The sequence below is a fragment of the Nocardioides sp. cx-169 genome (assembly GCF_021083605.1).
GTDB lineage: Bacteria > Actinomycetota > Actinomycetes > Propionibacteriales > Nocardioidaceae > Nocardioides.
The window spans coordinates 79,632-95,760 of sequence record NZ_JAJNRO010000001.1 but is presented as its reverse complement, the minus strand read 5'-3'; the positions used below and the strand labels follow the sequence as shown (position 1 = coordinate 95,760).

The following is a 16,129-nucleotide window of genomic DNA, read 5'->3' as shown; positions in this document are numbered from 1 at the left end:
CGGCAGCGGACGCGGGGGCCGGCATCCACCGAAATCCCCATGCGTCTGATATTGCCGTTCCATAGGCTGAACGCGTGCGCACCGCCGTCCTGGGACCCGTCGAGGTCCACGCCGGCGGCCGGCCCGTCGACCTGGGCACTCGGCGCCAGCGTGCCATCGTCGCCGGGCTCGCCCTCGCCGGCGGGATGCCTGTCACCAGCGAGACGCTGATCGCCCGGGTCTGGGCGGCCGATCCGCCACCGGGGGCGCTCGCCACGCTGCACGGGTACGTCGCCGGGCTGCGCCGCAGCCTCGAGCCGGACCGGGCGCCGCGCGAGTCGCCCCGGGTGCTGGTGACCGTGGAGAGCGGCTACGCCCTACGGACGCCGCGCGAGGGGCGCGACGACCACGCGGTGGAGCGCGCGGTCGCCGAGGCTCGCGCGCTCCTGCGCGCCGTACCCGACCACCTGCGCCCGCGCACCGATGCCGTCGGCGCCGCGGCGGTCACCGAGGCCCTGCGAGGACTGGACCACGTCGTCGGGCTGTGGCGCGGGGAGCCGTACCCCGAGCTCGGCGAGGACCCCGCGGCCGAGGCAGAGCGGGTTCGCCTGAGAGACCTGAATGCGTCGGCCCAGGAGCTGCGCGTGGTGGCGCGGATGGCCCTCGGTCGCCATGTCGAGGTGGTGCCGGAGCTCGCGGCGAAGACCATCGAGCACCCGCTCCACGAGCGGTGGTGGGCGCTGCTCGCCGTGGCGCTCGCCCGCAGTGGTCGGCAGGCCGACGCCCTGCAGTCGCTGCAGTCGCTGCGTGCGCTCCTCGCCGACGAGCTGGGCGTCGACCCGAGCCCGCCGGTCCGCGAGCTGCACACGGCCATCCTGCGACAGGACCCCTCCCTGGGCTGGGCCGGTGCGGCCTCGGCGTCCCTTCCGGTCCGCGGAGCCGGGCCGCCGATGGAGGCCCGCACGTCGCACTTCCGCGAGTCACCGCCGGTGCCGCGCTGGCCCCTGGCCGGCCGGTCCGAGGAGACCCACCGCCTGGGCGAGGTCGTCGCCGACGTCATCACCGGGCGCCCGCACGTCGTCCTGCTCACGGGGGAGGCCGGCGTCGGCAAGTCCCGGCTCGCGCACGAGCTGTCGCTGAGTGCGTTCGAGCAGGGCTTCACGGTCGCGGTCGGGCAGTGCTCGGCGGACGGCCCACCACCGCTGTGGCCGTGGCGGGTCATCGCACGGAGCCTGGTCGACCAACTGGCCGACGCCCCCGAGGTCGTCGGTCTGCTCGACACGGCACCCGCCGACGACTTCGCCACGTGGGACGCGGTCGCCGGGGCGCTGTGCGACGCGGCCCGTGCGCACCCGCTGCTCCTGGTGCTGGAGGACGTCCAGTGGGCCGACGAGCCGACCCGACGGCTGCTGGTGCACCTGCAGTCCGTCGCGCGTCACCAGCGTCTGTGCGTGGTCGTCACCGCGCGCTTGGACGGCGAAACGGATCGGGTGGTGGGTGACCTCGCGGCCGCGCTGGCGAGGGGGCAGACCACCCGCCTCGACCTGGACGGGCTGGGTGTCGACGCCGCGGGCGAGCTCGTCGGTGCGGTCGCCGGGTGCGTCCACCGCGACACCGTGCGCGACCTGTGGGAGCGCGCCGCCGGCAACCCGTTCTTCCTCACCGAGCTGGCGCTGTCCGGCGGCGCACTGTCGGGCTCGCTGTCCGACGTGGTCCTGAGCCGCGTGCGGGCACTGCCCGACGACACGGTGCGGCTGCTCGAGGCAGCCTCGGTCGTCGACATCGTCGTCGACCTCGACCTGCTCAGCCTGATGACCGGTCGCAGCGACACCGAGACCGCGGAGCTGCTGGCCCCGGCTCTGGCGACCGGCCTGGTGGTGGACGAGGGCCGGGTCAACGCGGCGTACCGCTTCTCCCACGGGGTCGTGCGCGAGGTGGTCCACGCGCACCAGCCCCAGCAGACCCGGGCCGCGTGGCACCGGGCGGTGAGCCAGGTGCTCGAGCGCCGCTCCGGACTGCGGCGCCCCGACCAGCGCGCGGCGCTGGCGCACCACTGGGAGCTCGCGGGCTACGGCTGGGTCGGCGAGGCCTGGCGGTCGGTGCTCGTGGCCGCCGAGCAGGCGCGGCTGGACGGCGCCTACGACGAGGAGGCCCGCCTGCTGCGCCGTGCCGTCGGGTGGCAGGGGCTCGACATCGGCAGCGGCGACGGCGAGCGCTTCGAGCTGCTCATCCTCCTCGCGGAGGCGTGCCGCTGGAGCGCGGACTGGCAGGGCGTCTCGGACGCTGTGGACGAGGCCGTGGTCGTGGCGGAGCGACTGGGGGACCCCGAGCTGGCGGCCCGGGCCGCGATCTCGACGATGGAGGGCGCGCTGTGGCAGGTGCGGCCCTTCGGCACGGTGCACCACCCCATCGTGGAGGCCCTCGAGCGCGCTCTCCTCGCCCTGCCGCCGACGGAGCCGGGCCTGCGCTGCCGGGCTCTGCTGGCGCTGGCGATGGAGCTCTACTACGGCGGCGACCAGGCCCGCATCGACGCTCTGGTCGAGGAGGCGCTGGCCATCGCCGACGGCGAGCAGGAGCCCCGGCTGCGCGCCACCGCCTACCTCGGCGCCTTCTCCGCTCGCGCTCGCGCCGACGCCGCAGCCGATCGCGCGCGCTATGTCGCGGTCGCACGCGAGGCGGCGGATGCCGTCGGGGACGGCCGCCTCCGGCTCCTGGCCGAGGCCCTGGGGGCGTCGGTGGCCAGCGAGCTCGGGGACGTAGCGACCGTGCGGGACGCACTTCCACGGCTGAGTGACCAGTGTCGACGACGGGGCCTGGCCACGGCCGAGGCGTTCCTGCGGGTGCTCGAGGTCCCGTGGCTGACCATGTGGGGCGACCTCGACCAGGCCGACGCCTCGCTGGCCCGGCTCGGCGAGCTCGCGCAGCGGCTGCGGATGCCCAACCTGGTCGACGCGCTCACCGTCACCACCGTGGCCCGCTCCATGCTGGCGGGTGACTACGAGCAGGTGGCCCAGGCCATGGCCGACTTCGTCGCCGACACCACCATCCCCGCGGGCCCCGTGGCCGTGGTGGTGCTGCTGCGCGCGGGTCAGCGGGACCTGGCCCGGGCGCTGCACGGACACCAGGGCGTCGACCTGTCCGACGCGACGTACGTCGGTCTCGTCAACGCCTGCCTGGCGTGCGAGATCGCCCTGGGCCTGGACGACCGCGAGCTAGCGGCGCGCGCCTACCCGCTCGCGGCGCCGTACGCGGGACGCATGTGCACGGCGGGCAGCGCCGTGCCGATCGGCCCGGTCGACACCTTCCTGGCCTGGGGAGCGAAGGCTCTCGGGGAGGACCATGCGGCGTCGGCCCACGCCGACGATGCCGTGCTCCTCACCCGGGCGTGGGGCCTGTCGCGGGTGGAGTCGGAGCTCCTGGAGACGCGGCGGCGCTACACCGTCTGACCGTCAGGCACCCACCCCCTCGGGGACGAAGGCGAAGGCAGCCCGCTCCAGGCGGTGGAACCGGCCCCGGCCCAACCACAGCACCACCCGGAACGGCGGGCCGGCCGCGGTCAGCAACCCGGACGCCACCTGCGGCGGGAGGCCCTCCAGGCACCAGGGCACCAGGCGAAGCAGGTCGCGCGGCCCCAGACCGCCGCGGAACTTGGCCCGCTCGACCTGTGCCCACTCGTCACCGGGCACGTAGCGCTGCAGGATCGCGATCGCATCACGCTCCTCGTGACCGAGGTGGGCGCCGAGCAGCTCGCGGACTTGCTCCAGGTCGGCCACGAGCCCGTGCCGGCCGGTCTCGGACGGCCCGCCGGCCAGCGATCCGAAGCCGCTGCGCACGGCCTCCAGCAGGGGGTCGATCCTGGCGTGCTCGTCCTCCATCGCGTCCAGCACCCGCGCCCCCTCGGCATCCCCGCCCGCGTCGACCCTGCCGCGCAGCAAGGGCCAGAGGTGCTCGTCCTCCTTGTGGTGGTGGTCGTGGAGCAGCAGGGCGAACAGGTCCCACCTCTCCAGGAGGGCCTGCCAGGTCCCGGCCTGCGCCAGGGGCGTGCGGAGGACGGCCTCGTGGAACCGTGCCAGGTCGCGCCGGAAGCCGTGGTGCAGCGCGTACATCATCGACAGGTCGGCGGGCCCTTCGGGCGCGGCCGCCTGGCCGGGGAGCAGGTGCGCGGTCACGGCCGGACCCGATCGTCGCGTCGGGAGAGGTGCTCGGCGAGCACCCCGGGCAGGGCCAGCAGGTCGGCCCGGTCCGCCCTGCGATAGGAGGGGGTCAGCACCGGCGCGAACGGCCGGAGAGCCCCGACCAGGCGGATGTGCGTGGTCGTCGTGACCTCGCTCCGCCCCTCGTCGAGGGGCGAGACCCGGCGGGTGCCCGTCACGAGCACCGCGCCGGATCCGCCGTCGTAGGACGCACTCAGGGGGGAGGTGCGCCCGACGACGGTCCGGGTGCGGAAGGTGAGCCCCGCGAAGCCGAGCTCCTCCCACAGGATCTGGCCGGGGACCGCGCGGCCCGGCGGCTCGCAGGTGAAGCGCCGCACCTGGGCGCGCCACTGCGGGTCGTTGCTCCAGTCGAGGACGTAGTCGGCGACGACCTCGGCCGGGAGGGGCACACGCACGGAGGCCGCGAACCGCCTCACCCTGCCGGCGCTCATCGCGGCACCCGGGCGGGCCGTGATGTGACGGGCGGGGTGGGCGTCACGCAGAGCGCGGCGGGGGCGGAGGTGCTGCGGGACATGGGTGCTCCAGGAGTGCTCGGGAACGGACGCCCGAACTCTGACCGGCTCTCCTGGGATCGCGCTGGGGCCGGCGTCCCAGCGCGCCTCCAGAGCGTGGGAGCCTCAGGTCCGGGCCGACGACACGAACCTGTCGACGTCGATCCGGATCGCCACGCGCGAGGGGTTCTCCCCCGGGACTCGGTAGCGCGCGGCGTAGCGCTCGCAGGCGCGGGCCACCGACTCCGGATCGCCGAGCACGGTCCCCTGGCCCTCGAGCGTCGACCACCGCCCGCCGTCGACCTGGCAGGCCGCGAGGACCCCGCCGCCGGCGAGGTTGCGCGCCTTGCGCGAGTCCGCGTTGGTGATGATCCACGCGCACCGCTGCTCGGGGTCGAGGGCGACGCCGACCGGCACGACGTGGGGGCGGCCGTCGGGCCGCAGCGTCGTGAGCGTGCACAGGTGGCGCTCGGTCCAGAAGTCCAGCAGAGGCTGCGGGAACGCGTCCCAGCCGGGTCGCCACACGGTCATGGCCGCAGCCTAGGCGCCGGACGCTCAGATCCAGCGGGCGAACCAGATCCGGTCCAGCCACTCCGATCGGGTGAGCAGCTCATGGGTGTAGATCGGCCAGAACCACGCGAAGTTCACGAGCACCAGCACGAAGAAGGAGCCGGCCAGGACGACGCCGACGGTGCGCCGCGTCGACGGCAGCCGCGACGGCCCGATCAGGCGGCCCATCGCCAGCGTCAGCGCCACCACGATGAACGGCAGCGCCGCGATGGCGTAGAAGAAGAAGATCGGACGGTCGTCGTAGCGCAGCCACGGCAGCCACGTGGACGCCGTGCCCACGATGGCGAAGCCGAAGCGCCAGTCGCGCGCGCCCAGCCACATCGCCCCGGCGTACAGCAGGGCCAGGATCCCGCCCCACCACAGCACCGGCGTCCCGAGCAGCAGGACCTGGCGCAGGCAGGTGCTGCCGGCCGGAGCCTCGCAGCCACGGGTGCCGGGCTCGATCCCGGTGTCGGCGGCGACACCGACGGGCCGGTTGAGCAGCAGCCAGCCGGCCGGCTTGGAGCCGTAGTCGTGGTCGCTGCAGTTGAGGAAGTGGGTGTGGAAGGTGAACAGGTCCTGGTGGTAGCTCCACAGCGAGCGCAGCGACTGCACGACCTCGCCGGGCCCGGCCGCGTCGGGCTGAGAGGCCGTGGGCCACCGGTCGTCGTTGAGCGTCGGCTCGTCGTCGCAGGTCTCGCCCTCCGCGACGAAGCGGGTGTACTGCGTCGCCGACAGGTGCTCCTCGTACTCGTCGGCGTGGACGAGCCACCCGGTCCAGGTCCCGATGTAGACGACGAAGGCGACCACCACCAGCTGGGCGAACGCCGGGATCCCGTCGACGACGGCCGAGCGCAGCACCGGCCAGCGGACCCCCGAGGCGCGACGGGCGCCCGCGCTCCAGAGCCAGACCAGGATCCCGAACGCCGCCAGCGGGACGGCGGCGGTCCACTTGGTGCCGACGGCCAGCCCGAAGCAGACCCCGCCGAGCACCAGCCACGGCCGGAGCAGCACCGCCCGCACGGGCCCCCACGACTCCGGGCCGACCGGTCCGTCGAGGGCGGCGGCCATGCGGGCGCGGTACCAGTCGCGGTCGACCACCAGGCAGGTGACGGCGCAGAGCAGGAAGAAGGAGAGGAAGATGTCGAGCAGGGCCAGCCGGGACAGCACGAAGTGCAGCCCGTCGAAGCTGAGCAGCAGCCCTGCGACGCAGCCGAGCATCGTCGAGCCGGTCAGCCGGCGTACGAGCCGGCACATCACGAGCACCATGAGGGCACCGACGACGGCGGCGGAGACCCGCCAGCCGAACGGGTCCATCCCGAAGGCCTGCTCGCCCAGCGCGATGATCCACTTGCCGACCTCGGGGTGCACCACCATCGACGGGTCGTCGGTCCAGACGCCCGTCGTCTTGCCGTTCAGGATCAGCTTGTCGGCGTCCTCGACGTAGTCACGGACGTAGCCGTGGTTGAGCATCGACCAGGCGTCCTTGGCGTAGTACGTCTCGTCGAACTCGAACTGCTGCGGCGTGCCGAGGCGCCACAGCCGCAGGAAGAGGGCGAGGAGGGTGACGCCCAGTGCGGCGCCCCATGACACCAGCGGACCCTCGGGGTCGCGACGGCGGGCGAGGAGCGGCACGGGGCAGGACTCTACGTGCCGTGTGCACCCCACTGACATGATCGGCTCGTGACGAGCGACGAGCGTGGACCCGGGGGCCGGGCCGGTGTGCTCGTCCTCGCCGCGACCCCGATCGGGCGGGTCGCCGACGCCCCGCCCCGCCTCGCCGACGAGCTCGCCACCGCCGACGTCGTGGCGGCCGAGGACACCCGCCGGCTCAAGCGCCTGACCGGCGAGCTGGGGGTGAGCGTCACCGGGCGAGTCGTCTCCTACTTCGAGGGCAACGAGTCCGCGCGCACGCCGGTCCTGCTGGAGGCCCTGCTCGCCGGCGACCGGGTCCTGCTGGTCACCGACGCCGGCATGCCCAGCGTCTCGGACCCGGGCTACCGCCTGGTCGCGGCCGCGGTCGAGGCCGGGGTCCCCGTGACCGCGGTCCCGGGGCCGTCCGCGGTGCTGACCGCCCTGGCGGTCTCCGGCCTGCCGGTCGACCGGTTCTGCTTCGAGGGCTTCCTGCCGCGCAAGGCCGGCGAGCGCGCCCGCCGCCTCGCGGCACTCGCCGAGGAGGAGCGGACGATGGTGTTCTTCGAGGCGCCGCACCGCACCGAGGCCGCGCTGCGCGCGATGGTCGAGGCCTGGGGCGAGGACCGGCCCGCGGCCGTCTGCCGGGAGCTGACCAAGACCCACGAGGAGGTGCGCCGGGGGCCGCTCGGCGAGCTCGTGGCCTGGGCCGCCGAGGGTGTGCGCGGCGAGGTGACGGTGGTGGTGCAGGGCGCCGACGGCGGCCCGACCGTCCCCGCCGACGAGGCCAGTCTGCGCGACGCCGTGCGCGAGAGGGAGGATCGAGGGATGAGCCGCAAGGACGCGATCGTCGAGGTGGCCCGGCTGGCCGGGGTGCCCAAGCGCGAGGTCTACAACCTGGTGCACGGCGCATGAGCCGCCGCATCCGCACGCTGTCGCGCGAGGGCCTGACCTTCGACGTGCTCGACGACGGCCCCCTCGACGGCGACGTCGTGGTCCTGCTGCACGGCTTCCCCGAGCGCGCCACGTCGTGGCGCTACGTCGCACCGCTGCTGCACGCGGCCGGGCTGCGCACGCTCGCGCTCGACCAGCGCGGCTACTCCGAGGGGGCCCGGCCGCGCGGGCGGCGCGCCTACCGCCTGAGCGAGCTGGTCGACGACGTGGCGGCACTCGTCGAGCGGGTCGGCGGCGCGGTGCACGTCGTGGGGCACGACTGGGGCGCCGCCGTCGCCTGGGGCCTGGCCGCGCGCCGCCCCGTGTTGGTGCGCACCCTGACCGCGGTCTCGGTGCCGCACCCCGCGGCGTTCCAGAAGGCCATGCTGAGCTCGCCCCAGCCGCTGCGCTCCTGGTACACGCTGCTGTTCCAGGCGCCGTACCTCGTGGAGCTCTCCGCGCGCGTCCGCGGCGGCCCCTTCGACCGGGCCCTCGCGCGTGCCGGCATGACCCGCGAGGAGGTGCTCCGCTGTCGCCACGAGGTCGTCGACACGGGCGCCCTGAGCGGTGGGCTGTCCTGGTACCGCGCCCTTCCGTTCGTCGACCGCGCCCTGGCCACCGCTCGCACCACAGTGCCGACGACGTTCGTGTGGAGCGACGGCGACAGCGCGATCGACCGGCGCGGCGCGCAGCTCACGGCGGCGTACGTCGATGCGCCGTACGCCTTCGTGGAGCTGCCCGGCGTCAGCCACTGGATCCCGACCCAGGCGCCGGAGCGGCTGGCGAGCACCGTGCTCGACCGGGTCTGGTCGGTATGAGCGCACCCCGCGAGGGCGACCCACCGCCCGCCCCCGAGCCGCTGCCGCACCCGGTGGTCGACAACCACTGCCACCTGGACATCGCCGGAGCGGACCTGGCGTCCGCGGCCGGCGCGATCGAGGCCGCGGCCGCCGTGGGGGTGCCGCGCATCGTGCAGATCGGCTGCGACCTGCCCGGCGCCCGCTGGGCCGTCGCGGCCGCCGCCGCGCACGACGCGCTGGTCGCCGGGGTCGCGCTGCACCCCAACGAGGCGCCGCGGCTGGCCGCCGCGGGCACGCTCGAGGAGGCGCTCGACGAGATCGAGGTCCTGGCGCAGGCCCACGACAAGGTGCGGGCGGTGGGCGAGACCGGGCTCGACCACTTCCGCACCGGCGAGGAGGGCCGCGCGGCGCAGGTGGCGTCGTTCCGCCGCCACATCGACCTGGCCAAGCGGCTCGACAAGACGCTGGTGATCCACGACCGCGACGCCCACGACGAGGTGCTCGCCGTCCTGGACGAGGAGGGCGCCCCCGAGCGCTGGGTGATGCACTGCTTCTCCGGTGACGCCGACTTCGCCCGTCGCTGCCTCGACCGGGGAGCCCATCTGTCCTTCGCGGGCACGGTCACGTTCAAGAACGCGCAGCCGCTGCGCGACGCCCTGGTCGTCGTGCCGGCTGACCGGCTGCTGGTGGAGACCGACGCGCCGTTCCTCACGCCCACGCCGTACCGGGGCCGGCCCAACGCGTCCTACCTGGTCCCGCTGACCATGCGGCTCATGGCGCAGGTGCGCGGCGAGGACCTGGCCGAGCTGTGCGCGGCCGTCGACGCCAACACCGAGCGCGCCTTCGGCGGCAGCTGGTGAGGTAGAGAGGCCTCTCACCCGTAGCGGCGGAGAGATGGGTCACCCGACCCGCCGTCGCAGGCACGCGAGGGTTTGCATTTGGGGCGGGTTCACTGTTGTGGTGGAGCGCAGAAGGCCGGGATCGGGACACGGAAGCCACCCAGCGCAGCACATCTTGCACCACCGCGCTGGCACCCGACGACCCGGGGATGACAACGTTCGGAGAATCGTGCTCAGCACCGCACCCAGCACCACCATCGGCAAGATCCTGCGCAGTCGACGGGTGCTCGTCGGCCTCGTCGTCGTGGCGTCCCTCGCGGTCGTCGGGGCGACGCTCGGCTACTCCGCTCTCGCGACCACCGTGCGCGTCTCGGTCGACGGTGAGACCCGCGAGGTGACGGCGTTCGGCGACACGGTCGGCGAGGTCCTCGAGTCCGAGGGGATCAAGGTCGGCGACCGCGATGTCGTCCTCCCGAGCGTCGACGAGTCCGTGGCGGACGGCGACCTGGTCAAGGTCAAGTACGCACGGCCCCTGGAGGTCGAGATCGACGGCGTCGAGCAGACCCACTGGGTCACCTCGACCGACGTCGCCTCCGCGCTGGGTGAGATCGGCATGGGCTTCAAGCGTGACGCCGACCTCTCCACCAGCCGCGGCGCCCCGATCGACCGCGACGGCCTGAAGCTCGAGGTCGTCACCGTCAAGGACCTGACGCTCGCGATCGCCGGGCGCAAGCCCGTCAAGCGTCAGGTCACCGCGCTCACCGTCAAGGAGGCGCTCGCCGAGGCCGGCGTGCCCGTGCACAAGACCGACGAGGCCAAGCCCGGGCTCGGGACGGTCGTCAAGGACGGCGACAAGATCGTGTTCACCGACGTCCGCGTCGTGCGCAAGAGCGTCAAGGGCGAGGCCATCGACTTCGCGACGGTCGAGCGTGAGGACGACTCGATGACCGAGGGCGAGACCTCGGTGGTCCGCGAGGGCCGCACGGGCCTGCGCAACGCGACCTACCGCCTCGAGTACCGCAACGGCGACCTGGCGGTGCGCAAGGTGCTCCAGCAGCGCGTGGTCCGCAAGCCGGTCGCCGAGATCGTCGAGGTCGGCACCGCACCGGCCGTGGAGGCCTACGCCACCGGCAACACCGTCTGGGACTCCCTGGCACAGTGCGAGTCCGGCGGAAACTGGGCTATCAACACCGGCAACGGCTACTACGGCGGCCTGCAGTTCAACCTCGGCACCTGGCAGGCCTACGGCGGCACCGGGCTGCCCAGCGAGAACAGCCGCGAGACCCAGATCGCGGTCGCCACGCGGCTGCGCGACGCGACCGGCGGCTACGGCTCGTGGCCCGGCTGCGCCGCCAAGCTGGGCCTCCCCACCTGAGCCCGACACCCGGCCACTACCGTGGCGGTCATGTCTGACACCTCCGCCGGTCCGAGGCTTCTCGGGCCGGCGGAGGTGCGTCAGCTCGCGGACCGCCTCGACCTGCGCCCCACCAAGCAGCGCGGGCAGAACTTCGTGATCGACCCCAACACCGTGCGCCGCATCGTGCGCGAGTCGGGGGTGGGGCCCGACGACGTGGTCGTCGAGGTCGGCCCCGGCCTGGGGTCGCTGACCCTGGCCCTGCTCGGCGTTGCCCGTCGGGTGGTCGCGATCGAGGTCGACGAGCTGCTCGCCGGGCTGCTGCCCGAGACGATCGCGACGTACGCTCCCGCCCAGGCCGACCGCTTCGAGGTCGTGCTCGCCGACGCCATGCGCATCACCGAGCTCCCCGGGCCGGCGCCCACCGCCTTGGTCGCCAACCTGCCCTACAACGTCTCGGTGCCGGTGCTGCTCCACCTCCTGCAGCTGCTGCCGTCGCTGGAGCGTGGGCTGGTGATGGTGCAGTCGGAGGTCGCCGACCGGCTCGCCGCGCCGCCGGGCTCGAAGGTGTACGGCGTCCCGTCGGTGAAGGCCGCCTGGTACGCCGATGTCCGCAGGGCCGGCGCCATCGGGCGCAACGTGTTCTGGCCGGCGCCCAACGTCGACTCGGGGCTGGTCGCCTGGACCCGCCGCGAGCCGCCCACGACCACGGCCACTCGCGAGCAGGTGTTCGCGGTGGTCGACGTGGCGTTCGCGCACCGCCGCAAGGTGCTGCGCGGCGCCCTGCGCCAGCTGGTCGGGTCGGCCGAGGAGGCCGCCGCCGCGCTGGAGCAGGCCGGCGTGGACCCTATGGCGCGCGGTGAGTCCCTGTCGGTCGAGCAGTTCGCCCGGATCGCGGAGGTCCTGCCCCGATGAACGTCACCGTCCGCGCCGCGGCCAAGATCAACCTGCACCTCGGGGTCGGTGCCCCGCGAGGCGACGGCTTCCACCCGCTCACGAGCGTCTACCAGGCCATCGGCCTGTGCGACGACGTCACCGCCAGCGACGACGAGTCGGGCTGGGACCTGCGCCTGCAGGTGTCGGACTGGATCGACGCTGGCGCCGTACCGGTCGACAGCGGCAACATCGTCACCCGCGCGGCGAGCCTGCTCGCGCGCCACCACGGCATCGCGTCCGACGGGCACCTGCTCATCGAGAAGGCGATCCCCGTGGCCGGTGGCCTGGCCGGCGGCTCGGCCGACGCCGCCGCGGCCCTGGTCGCGCTGGACCGCCTGTGGGACGCCCAGACCAGCGACGAGGACCTGCTCGCGATCGCCGCCGAGCTGGGCAGCGACGTCCCGTTCGCGCTGCTGGGCGGGACCGCCCTCGGCACCGGGCGCGGCGAGCTCGTCACCCCGCTCGCGGATGCCGGCACCTGGTGGTGGGTGCTCGTGCCCAGCCTCGAGGGGATGTCGACGCCCGAGGTCTACCGCCACTTCGACAAGCTCTTCCCCGACGCCTCGCCCACGCCGCCGCCCGCCGACGAGCTCATCGCTGCCGTGGCATCCGGCGAGCCGCACCGGCTGGCCCGGCTGCTGCGCAACGACCTCCAGGCGGCCGCGATCGACCTGCGCCCCGACCTCGGGCTGCTGCTCGACGAGGGCGAGGAGGAGGGCGCGCTGCGCGGCCTCGTCAGCGGCTCGGGGCCGACCTGCGTGTTCCTGTGCGAGTCCGCCGACCACGCGCGTGACCTCGCGGGGGCGCTGATGCGGCGCGGGCACGGCATCGTGCTCGTGGCCAACGGCGCTGTCGCCGGAGCCCATATCGTCGGAGGAAACCATGGTTAACCTGCTCAACCTCGAGCGCGTCTCGAAGGCGTACGGCGTGCGCCCGCTGCTCACCGAGGTCTCCCTCGGCATCGCGGCAGGGCAGCGCATCGGCATCGTCGGGCGCAACGGGGACGGCAAGACCACCTTGCTCGAGGTGATGATGGGCCTCGAGGAGCCCGACTCCGGCCGGGTCTCGCGCCAGCGCGGGCTGCACGTCGGCTACCTGCACCAGGGCGACGAGCTCATCGACACCCACACCGTGCGCGAGGCGGTCCTCGGCGGTCGCTCCGACCACGAGTGGGCCGCCGAGCAGCGCACCCGCGAGATCGTCGAGACGCTGCTCGCGGGTGTCTCGCTCGATCGCGCGGTGGTCGGGCTGTCCGGTGGCGAGCGGCGCCGCTGCTCGCTGGCCGCGCTGCTGCTGGGCGACCACGACCTGATCGTGCTCGACGAGCCCACCAACCACCTCGACGTCGAGGCCGTGGCCTGGCTGGCGGCGCATCTGGCCGCCCGCGAGTCGGCGATGGTCGTCGTCACCCACGACCGGTGGTTCCTCGACGAGGTCTGCCAGTGGACCTGGGAGGTGCACGACGGGGTCGTCGACGCCTACGAGGGCGGCTATGCGGCGTTCGTGCTGGCCAAGGCGGAGCGGCAGCGCCAGGCCTCCGCGTCCGAGGCGCGCCGCCAGAACCTCGTACGCAAGGAGCTGGCCTGGCTGCGCCGCGGCCCGCCGGCCCGGACCTCCAAGCCGCAGTTCCGCATCGACGCGGCAAACGCGCTGATCGAGGACGTGCCGCCACCGCGCGACCGGCTCGAGCTGCAGCGCTTCGCCTCGCAGCGGCTCGGCAAGGACGTCATCGATGTCGAGGACGTCGACCTCGTGCGCGGCGAGCGTCGGCTGCTCTCCCACGCCACCTGGCGCCTCGGCCCAGGCGACCGGGTCGGCATCGTGGGCGTCAACGGCGCCGGCAAGACCTCGGTGCTCAGCCTGGTCGCCGGCGAGCTGGAGCCGCAGTCGGGCCGGGTCAAGCGCGGCAAGACCGTCCTGCTGCGCCACCTCTCGCAGCAGCTCGACGACCTCGACCCCACCGGCCGCGTGCTCGAGACCGTCGAGAAGGTCAGCCGGGTCGCCCGCACCCAGGACGGCGAGATCAGCGCCACCTCGATGCTGGAGCGCTTCGGCTTCACCGGCGACAAGCTGACCACCCGCATCGGCGACCTGTCCGGTGGCGAGCGTCGTCGCTTCCAGCTGCTGCGGTTGCTGCTCGACGAGCCCAACGTCCTGCTCCTCGACGAGCCCACCAACGACCTCGACATCGACACCCTCAACGTCCTGGAGGACTACCTCGACGGCTGGCCGGGCACCCTGATCGTGGTCTCCCACGACCGCTACTTCCTCGAGCGCGTCACCGACTCCGTCTGGGCGCTGCTCGGCGACGGCAAGATCTCGATGCTGCCGCGCGGGGTCGAGGAGTACCTCGAGCGTCGTACCGCCTCGCTCGCCGCGGCCGCCGCCCCGACCCCGTCGACGGGATCGGGCGAGCCGAAGCGCAAGATCGGCGGCGCCGAGGAGCGCACCGCGCGCAAGACCCTGGCCCGCCTGGAGAAGCAGCTGGCCCGGGTGAACGCCCGCGAGGCTGAGCTCAACGGCCTCATGCTCGAGCACGCCCAGGACCACGCCCGACTCGCCGAGCTCGGGGCCGAGCTCCAGGCACTCCGGGCTCAGAAGGACGACTTCGAGCTCGAGTGGCTCGAGGCCGCCGAGATCCTCGAGCAGTGACGACCGACTGGTCGATCAGGAGTACGGCGCGAGGAGGGTGCGCAGGAGTGCGGCGAGCCGCTGCTGCTGGGTGGGAGCCAGGTCGGCGAGGAGTGCGCGCTCGGCCTCCAGCAGCGCCTCGAACGCCGCGTCGACGGCGGTCTTGCCCTCGGCGGTGAGACGGACGATCACACCGCGGCGGTCCTCGGGGTCGGGGTAGCGCTCGACGAAGCCGCGCGCGGCCAGCCGGTCGACCCGGTTGGTCATGGTCCCGCTGGTCACCAGGGTCTCGCGCAGGAGCCGCCCCGGCGACAGCTCGTACGGCGTTCCGGCGCGGCGCAGGGCCGCGAGCACGTCGAACTCCCACGACTCGATCCCGTGGGCGGTGAAGGCGGCCCGGCGGGCCAGGTCCAGGTGGCGGGCGAGCCGGCTGATCCGGCTGAAGACGGCGACGGGCTCCAGGTCGAGGTCGCCGCGCTCGCGCGCCCACGCCTCGACCAGGTCGTCCACCTCGTCCCGCATGGGAGCAGCGTAGCCGAGCATCGAGAATCTTGACATCAAGATACATGCGGGCGCACGATGGGGCCATGCCGCACACCTGGGACCCCGAGCGCTACCTCGCCTACGCCGACGAGCGCGGCCGGCCGTTCGTGGACCTGCTCGGCCGGGTCGGCGCCGACCGCCCGAGCCGGGTGGTCGACCTCGGCTGCGGCCCGGGCAACCTCACCGCGCTCCTGGCCCAGCGCTGGCCGGAGGCCGAGGTGGTGGGCGTCGACTCCAGCGAGGAGATGGTGCGCGCCGCCCGCGAGGCGCAGCGGGACCTGCGGTTCGAGGTCGCCGACCTCCGCACCTGGCGGCCGCCGGAGGGCGGGGTCGACGTCCTGCTCAGCAACGCCACCCTCCAGTGGGTGCCGGGCCATCTCGAGCTGCTGCCGACCCTGGCCGACGCGGTCCGCGCCGGCGGCTGGCTGGCCTTCCAGGTGCCCGGCAACTTCGGCGAGCCCAGCCACACCCTGCGCTCCGCGCTCGCCGCCGAGCCGCCGTACGCCGCCCACGTCCAGGGCATCGCCGACCCCGCGAGCCACGACCCGGCCGTCTACCTCGAGGCCCTGGCCGGGCTGGGATGGGAGGTGGACGCCTGGGAGACGACCTACCTGCACGTGCTCGCCGGCGAGGACCCGGTCTTCGCCTGGGTCTCGGGCACCGGCGCGCGCCCGACGCTGCAGGCGCTGCCCGACGACCTGCGGCCGGAGTTCGAGGCGGAGTTCAAGCGCCGCCTGCGCGAGGCATATCCGGACCGGGACGGTCGCGTCGTCCTGCCGTTCCGCCGGATCTTCGTCGTGGCGAGGCGGCCATGAGGCTGCACCACGTCCAGGTCGCCTGCCCGCGCGGCGGCGAGGACGTCGCCCGCGCCTTCTACGCCGGCGCCCTCGGCCTGCACGAGGTCGACAAGCCCGAGGACCTGCGCGCACGGGGCGGGGCATGGTTCCGCGCCTACGACGAGGCCGGTGCCGTCACCGCCGAGATCCACGTCGGCGTCGAGGACGCGTTCATCCCCGCGCGCAAGGCCCATCCCGCCCTCGTCCTCGGCAGCGCCGCGGAGCTCGACGCCGTACGCCGCCGCCTCGAGGACGCCGGCTACGAGGTCGACCTCAGCCAGCGCGACACCTTCCCCGGCCACGATCGGGTGCACACCTTCGACGGCCACGGCAACCGGGTGGAGCTGCTGGTTGCTGCGCCCGCGAGATTCACCGGGTAGCCGGTGAAACTC

General features: G+C 74.0%; 15 protein-coding genes. 10 read left to right on the top strand and 5 right to left on the bottom strand.

The annotated features are described in order from the left end of the window. The first annotated feature begins 74 nt into the window (after window positions 1-74). Complete coding sequence (locus LRP67_RS00440; RefSeq protein WP_231267992.1) at window positions 75-3,425, top strand: BTAD domain-containing putative transcriptional regulator; 3,351 nt, start codon at window positions 75-77, stop codon at window positions 3,423-3,425. A gap of 3 nt (window positions 3,426-3,428) precedes the next feature. Here LRP67_RS00440 and LRP67_RS00435 read toward each other — a convergent pair whose 3' ends face one another. The 4 genes from LRP67_RS00435 to LRP67_RS00420 form a co-directional block, all read right to left on the bottom strand. Continuing rightward, entirely contained in the window at window positions 3,429-4,148 is a 720-nt protein-coding gene (locus LRP67_RS00435; protein ID WP_231267990.1) for a hemerythrin domain-containing protein, read from the bottom strand. Then, window positions 4,145-4,624: an SRPBCC family protein gene (locus LRP67_RS00430; protein ID WP_269210893.1), complete on the bottom strand. Its 480-nt coding sequence runs from the start codon at window positions 4,622-4,624 to the stop codon at window positions 4,145-4,147. The genes LRP67_RS00435 and LRP67_RS00430 overlap by 4 nt, the downstream gene beginning before the upstream one ends. 186 nt (window positions 4,625-4,810) lie before the next feature. Then, complete coding sequence (locus LRP67_RS00425) at window positions 4,811-5,215, bottom strand: pyridoxamine 5'-phosphate oxidase family protein (RefSeq protein WP_231267987.1); 405 nt, start codon at window positions 5,213-5,215, stop codon at window positions 4,811-4,813. A 24-nt stretch (window positions 5,216-5,239) separates the two neighbouring features. Then, window positions 5,240-6,868, bottom strand: a complete 1,629-nt coding sequence (locus LRP67_RS00420; RefSeq protein ID WP_231267985.1) for a dolichyl-phosphate-mannose--protein mannosyltransferase — start codon at window positions 6,866-6,868, stop codon at window positions 5,240-5,242. Window positions 6,869-6,916: 48 nt separating this feature from the next. On the opposite strand from LRP67_RS00420, the gene rsmI reads away from it, so the two are divergent. The 7 genes from rsmI to LRP67_RS00380 all read left to right on the top strand — a co-directional run bounded on the left by rsmI (window position 6,917) and on the right by LRP67_RS00380 (window position 14,379). After that, the gene (gene rsmI, locus LRP67_RS00415; RefSeq protein ID WP_231267983.1) at window positions 6,917-7,780 is read left to right on the top strand and encodes a 16S rRNA (cytidine(1402)-2'-O)-methyltransferase; all 864 of its coding nucleotides are present in this window, start codon (window positions 6,917-6,919) and stop codon (window positions 7,778-7,780) included. After that, the gene (locus LRP67_RS00410; protein WP_231267982.1) at window positions 7,777-8,616 is read left to right on the top strand and encodes an alpha/beta fold hydrolase; all 840 of its coding nucleotides are present in this window, start codon (window positions 7,777-7,779) and stop codon (window positions 8,614-8,616) included. Before rsmI ends, LRP67_RS00410 begins: the two co-directional genes overlap by 4 nt. Beyond that, window positions 8,613-9,458, top strand: a complete 846-nt coding sequence (locus tag LRP67_RS00405) for a TatD family hydrolase (RefSeq protein WP_231267979.1) — start codon at window positions 8,613-8,615, stop codon at window positions 9,456-9,458. The genes LRP67_RS00410 and LRP67_RS00405 overlap by 4 nt, the downstream gene beginning before the upstream one ends. A gap of 208 nt (window positions 9,459-9,666) precedes the next feature. Next, window positions 9,667-10,812: a transglycosylase family protein gene (locus LRP67_RS21170; RefSeq protein WP_308189676.1), complete on the top strand. Its 1,146-nt coding sequence runs from the start codon at window positions 9,667-9,669 to the stop codon at window positions 10,810-10,812. 30 nt (window positions 10,813-10,842) lie between these two features. Further along, on the top strand, window positions 10,843-11,706 hold the full coding sequence (gene rsmA, locus LRP67_RS00390) for a 16S rRNA (adenine(1518)-N(6)/adenine(1519)-N(6))-dimethyltransferase RsmA (RefSeq protein WP_231267978.1): 864 nt from the start codon (window positions 10,843-10,845) through the stop codon (window positions 11,704-11,706). After that, the gene (locus tag LRP67_RS00385; RefSeq protein ID WP_231267977.1) at window positions 11,703-12,617 is read left to right on the top strand and encodes a 4-(cytidine 5'-diphospho)-2-C-methyl-D-erythritol kinase; all 915 of its coding nucleotides are present in this window, start codon (window positions 11,703-11,705) and stop codon (window positions 12,615-12,617) included. Before rsmA ends, LRP67_RS00385 begins: the two co-directional genes overlap by 4 nt. After that, entirely contained in the window at window positions 12,610-14,379 is a 1,770-nt protein-coding gene (locus LRP67_RS00380) for an ABC-F family ATP-binding cassette domain-containing protein (protein WP_231267975.1), read from the top strand. Before LRP67_RS00385 ends, LRP67_RS00380 begins: the two co-directional genes overlap by 8 nt. Before the next feature lie 15 nt (window positions 14,380-14,394). Here LRP67_RS00380 and LRP67_RS00375 read toward each other — a convergent pair whose 3' ends face one another. Then, the gene (locus LRP67_RS00375) at window positions 14,395-14,880 is read right to left on the bottom strand and encodes a MarR family winged helix-turn-helix transcriptional regulator (RefSeq protein WP_231244801.1); all 486 of its coding nucleotides are present in this window, start codon (window positions 14,878-14,880) and stop codon (window positions 14,395-14,397) included. A 65-nt stretch (window positions 14,881-14,945) separates the two neighbouring features. On the opposite strand from LRP67_RS00375, the gene LRP67_RS00370 reads away from it, so the two are divergent. Together LRP67_RS00370 and LRP67_RS00365 are read left to right on the top strand one after the other, a co-directional pair. Then, entirely contained in the window at window positions 14,946-15,716 is a 771-nt protein-coding gene (locus LRP67_RS00370; RefSeq protein ID WP_231267974.1) for a trans-aconitate 2-methyltransferase, read from the top strand. Further along, a complete protein-coding gene (locus tag LRP67_RS00365; protein WP_231267972.1) occupies window positions 15,713-16,117 on the top strand; it encodes a VOC family protein in 405 nt (134 codons plus the stop codon). The genes LRP67_RS00370 and LRP67_RS00365 overlap by 4 nt, the downstream gene beginning before the upstream one ends. Window positions 16,118-16,129: the final 12 nt, after the last annotated feature.

What these genes read in the sequence shown, in the direction of transcription:
- LRP67_RS00410 (WP_231267982.1), top strand. Translation starts at nt 7,777, where the DNA reads ATGAGCCGCCGCATCCGCACGCTGTCGCGCGAGGGCCTGACCTTCGAC.
- LRP67_RS00370 (WP_231267974.1), top strand. Translation starts at nt 14,946, where the DNA reads ATGCCGCACACCTGGGACCCCGAGCGCTACCTCGCCTACGCCGACGAG.
- LRP67_RS00375 (WP_231244801.1), bottom strand. Translation starts at nt 14,880, where the DNA reads ATGCGGGACGAGGTGGACGACCTGGTCGAGGCGTGGGCGCGCGAGCGC.
- LRP67_RS00365 (WP_231267972.1), top strand. Translation starts at nt 15,713, where the DNA reads ATGAGGCTGCACCACGTCCAGGTCGCCTGCCCGCGCGGCGGCGAGGAC.
- LRP67_RS00385 (WP_231267977.1), top strand. Translation starts at nt 11,703, where the DNA reads ATGAACGTCACCGTCCGCGCCGCGGCCAAGATCAACCTGCACCTCGGG.
- LRP67_RS00425 (WP_231267987.1), bottom strand. Translation starts at nt 5,215, where the DNA reads ATGACCGTGTGGCGACCCGGCTGGGACGCGTTCCCGCAGCCTCTGCTG.
- LRP67_RS00380 (WP_231267975.1), top strand. Translation starts at nt 12,610, where the DNA reads ATGGTTAACCTGCTCAACCTCGAGCGCGTCTCGAAGGCGTACGGCGTG.
- LRP67_RS00405 (WP_231267979.1), top strand. Translation starts at nt 8,613, where the DNA reads ATGAGCGCACCCCGCGAGGGCGACCCACCGCCCGCCCCCGAGCCGCTG.
- LRP67_RS00430 (WP_269210893.1), bottom strand. Translation starts at nt 4,624, where the DNA reads ATGAGCGCCGGCAGGGTGAGGCGGTTCGCGGCCTCCGTGCGTGTGCCC.
- rsmA (WP_231267978.1), top strand. Translation starts at nt 10,843, where the DNA reads ATGTCTGACACCTCCGCCGGTCCGAGGCTTCTCGGGCCGGCGGAGGTG.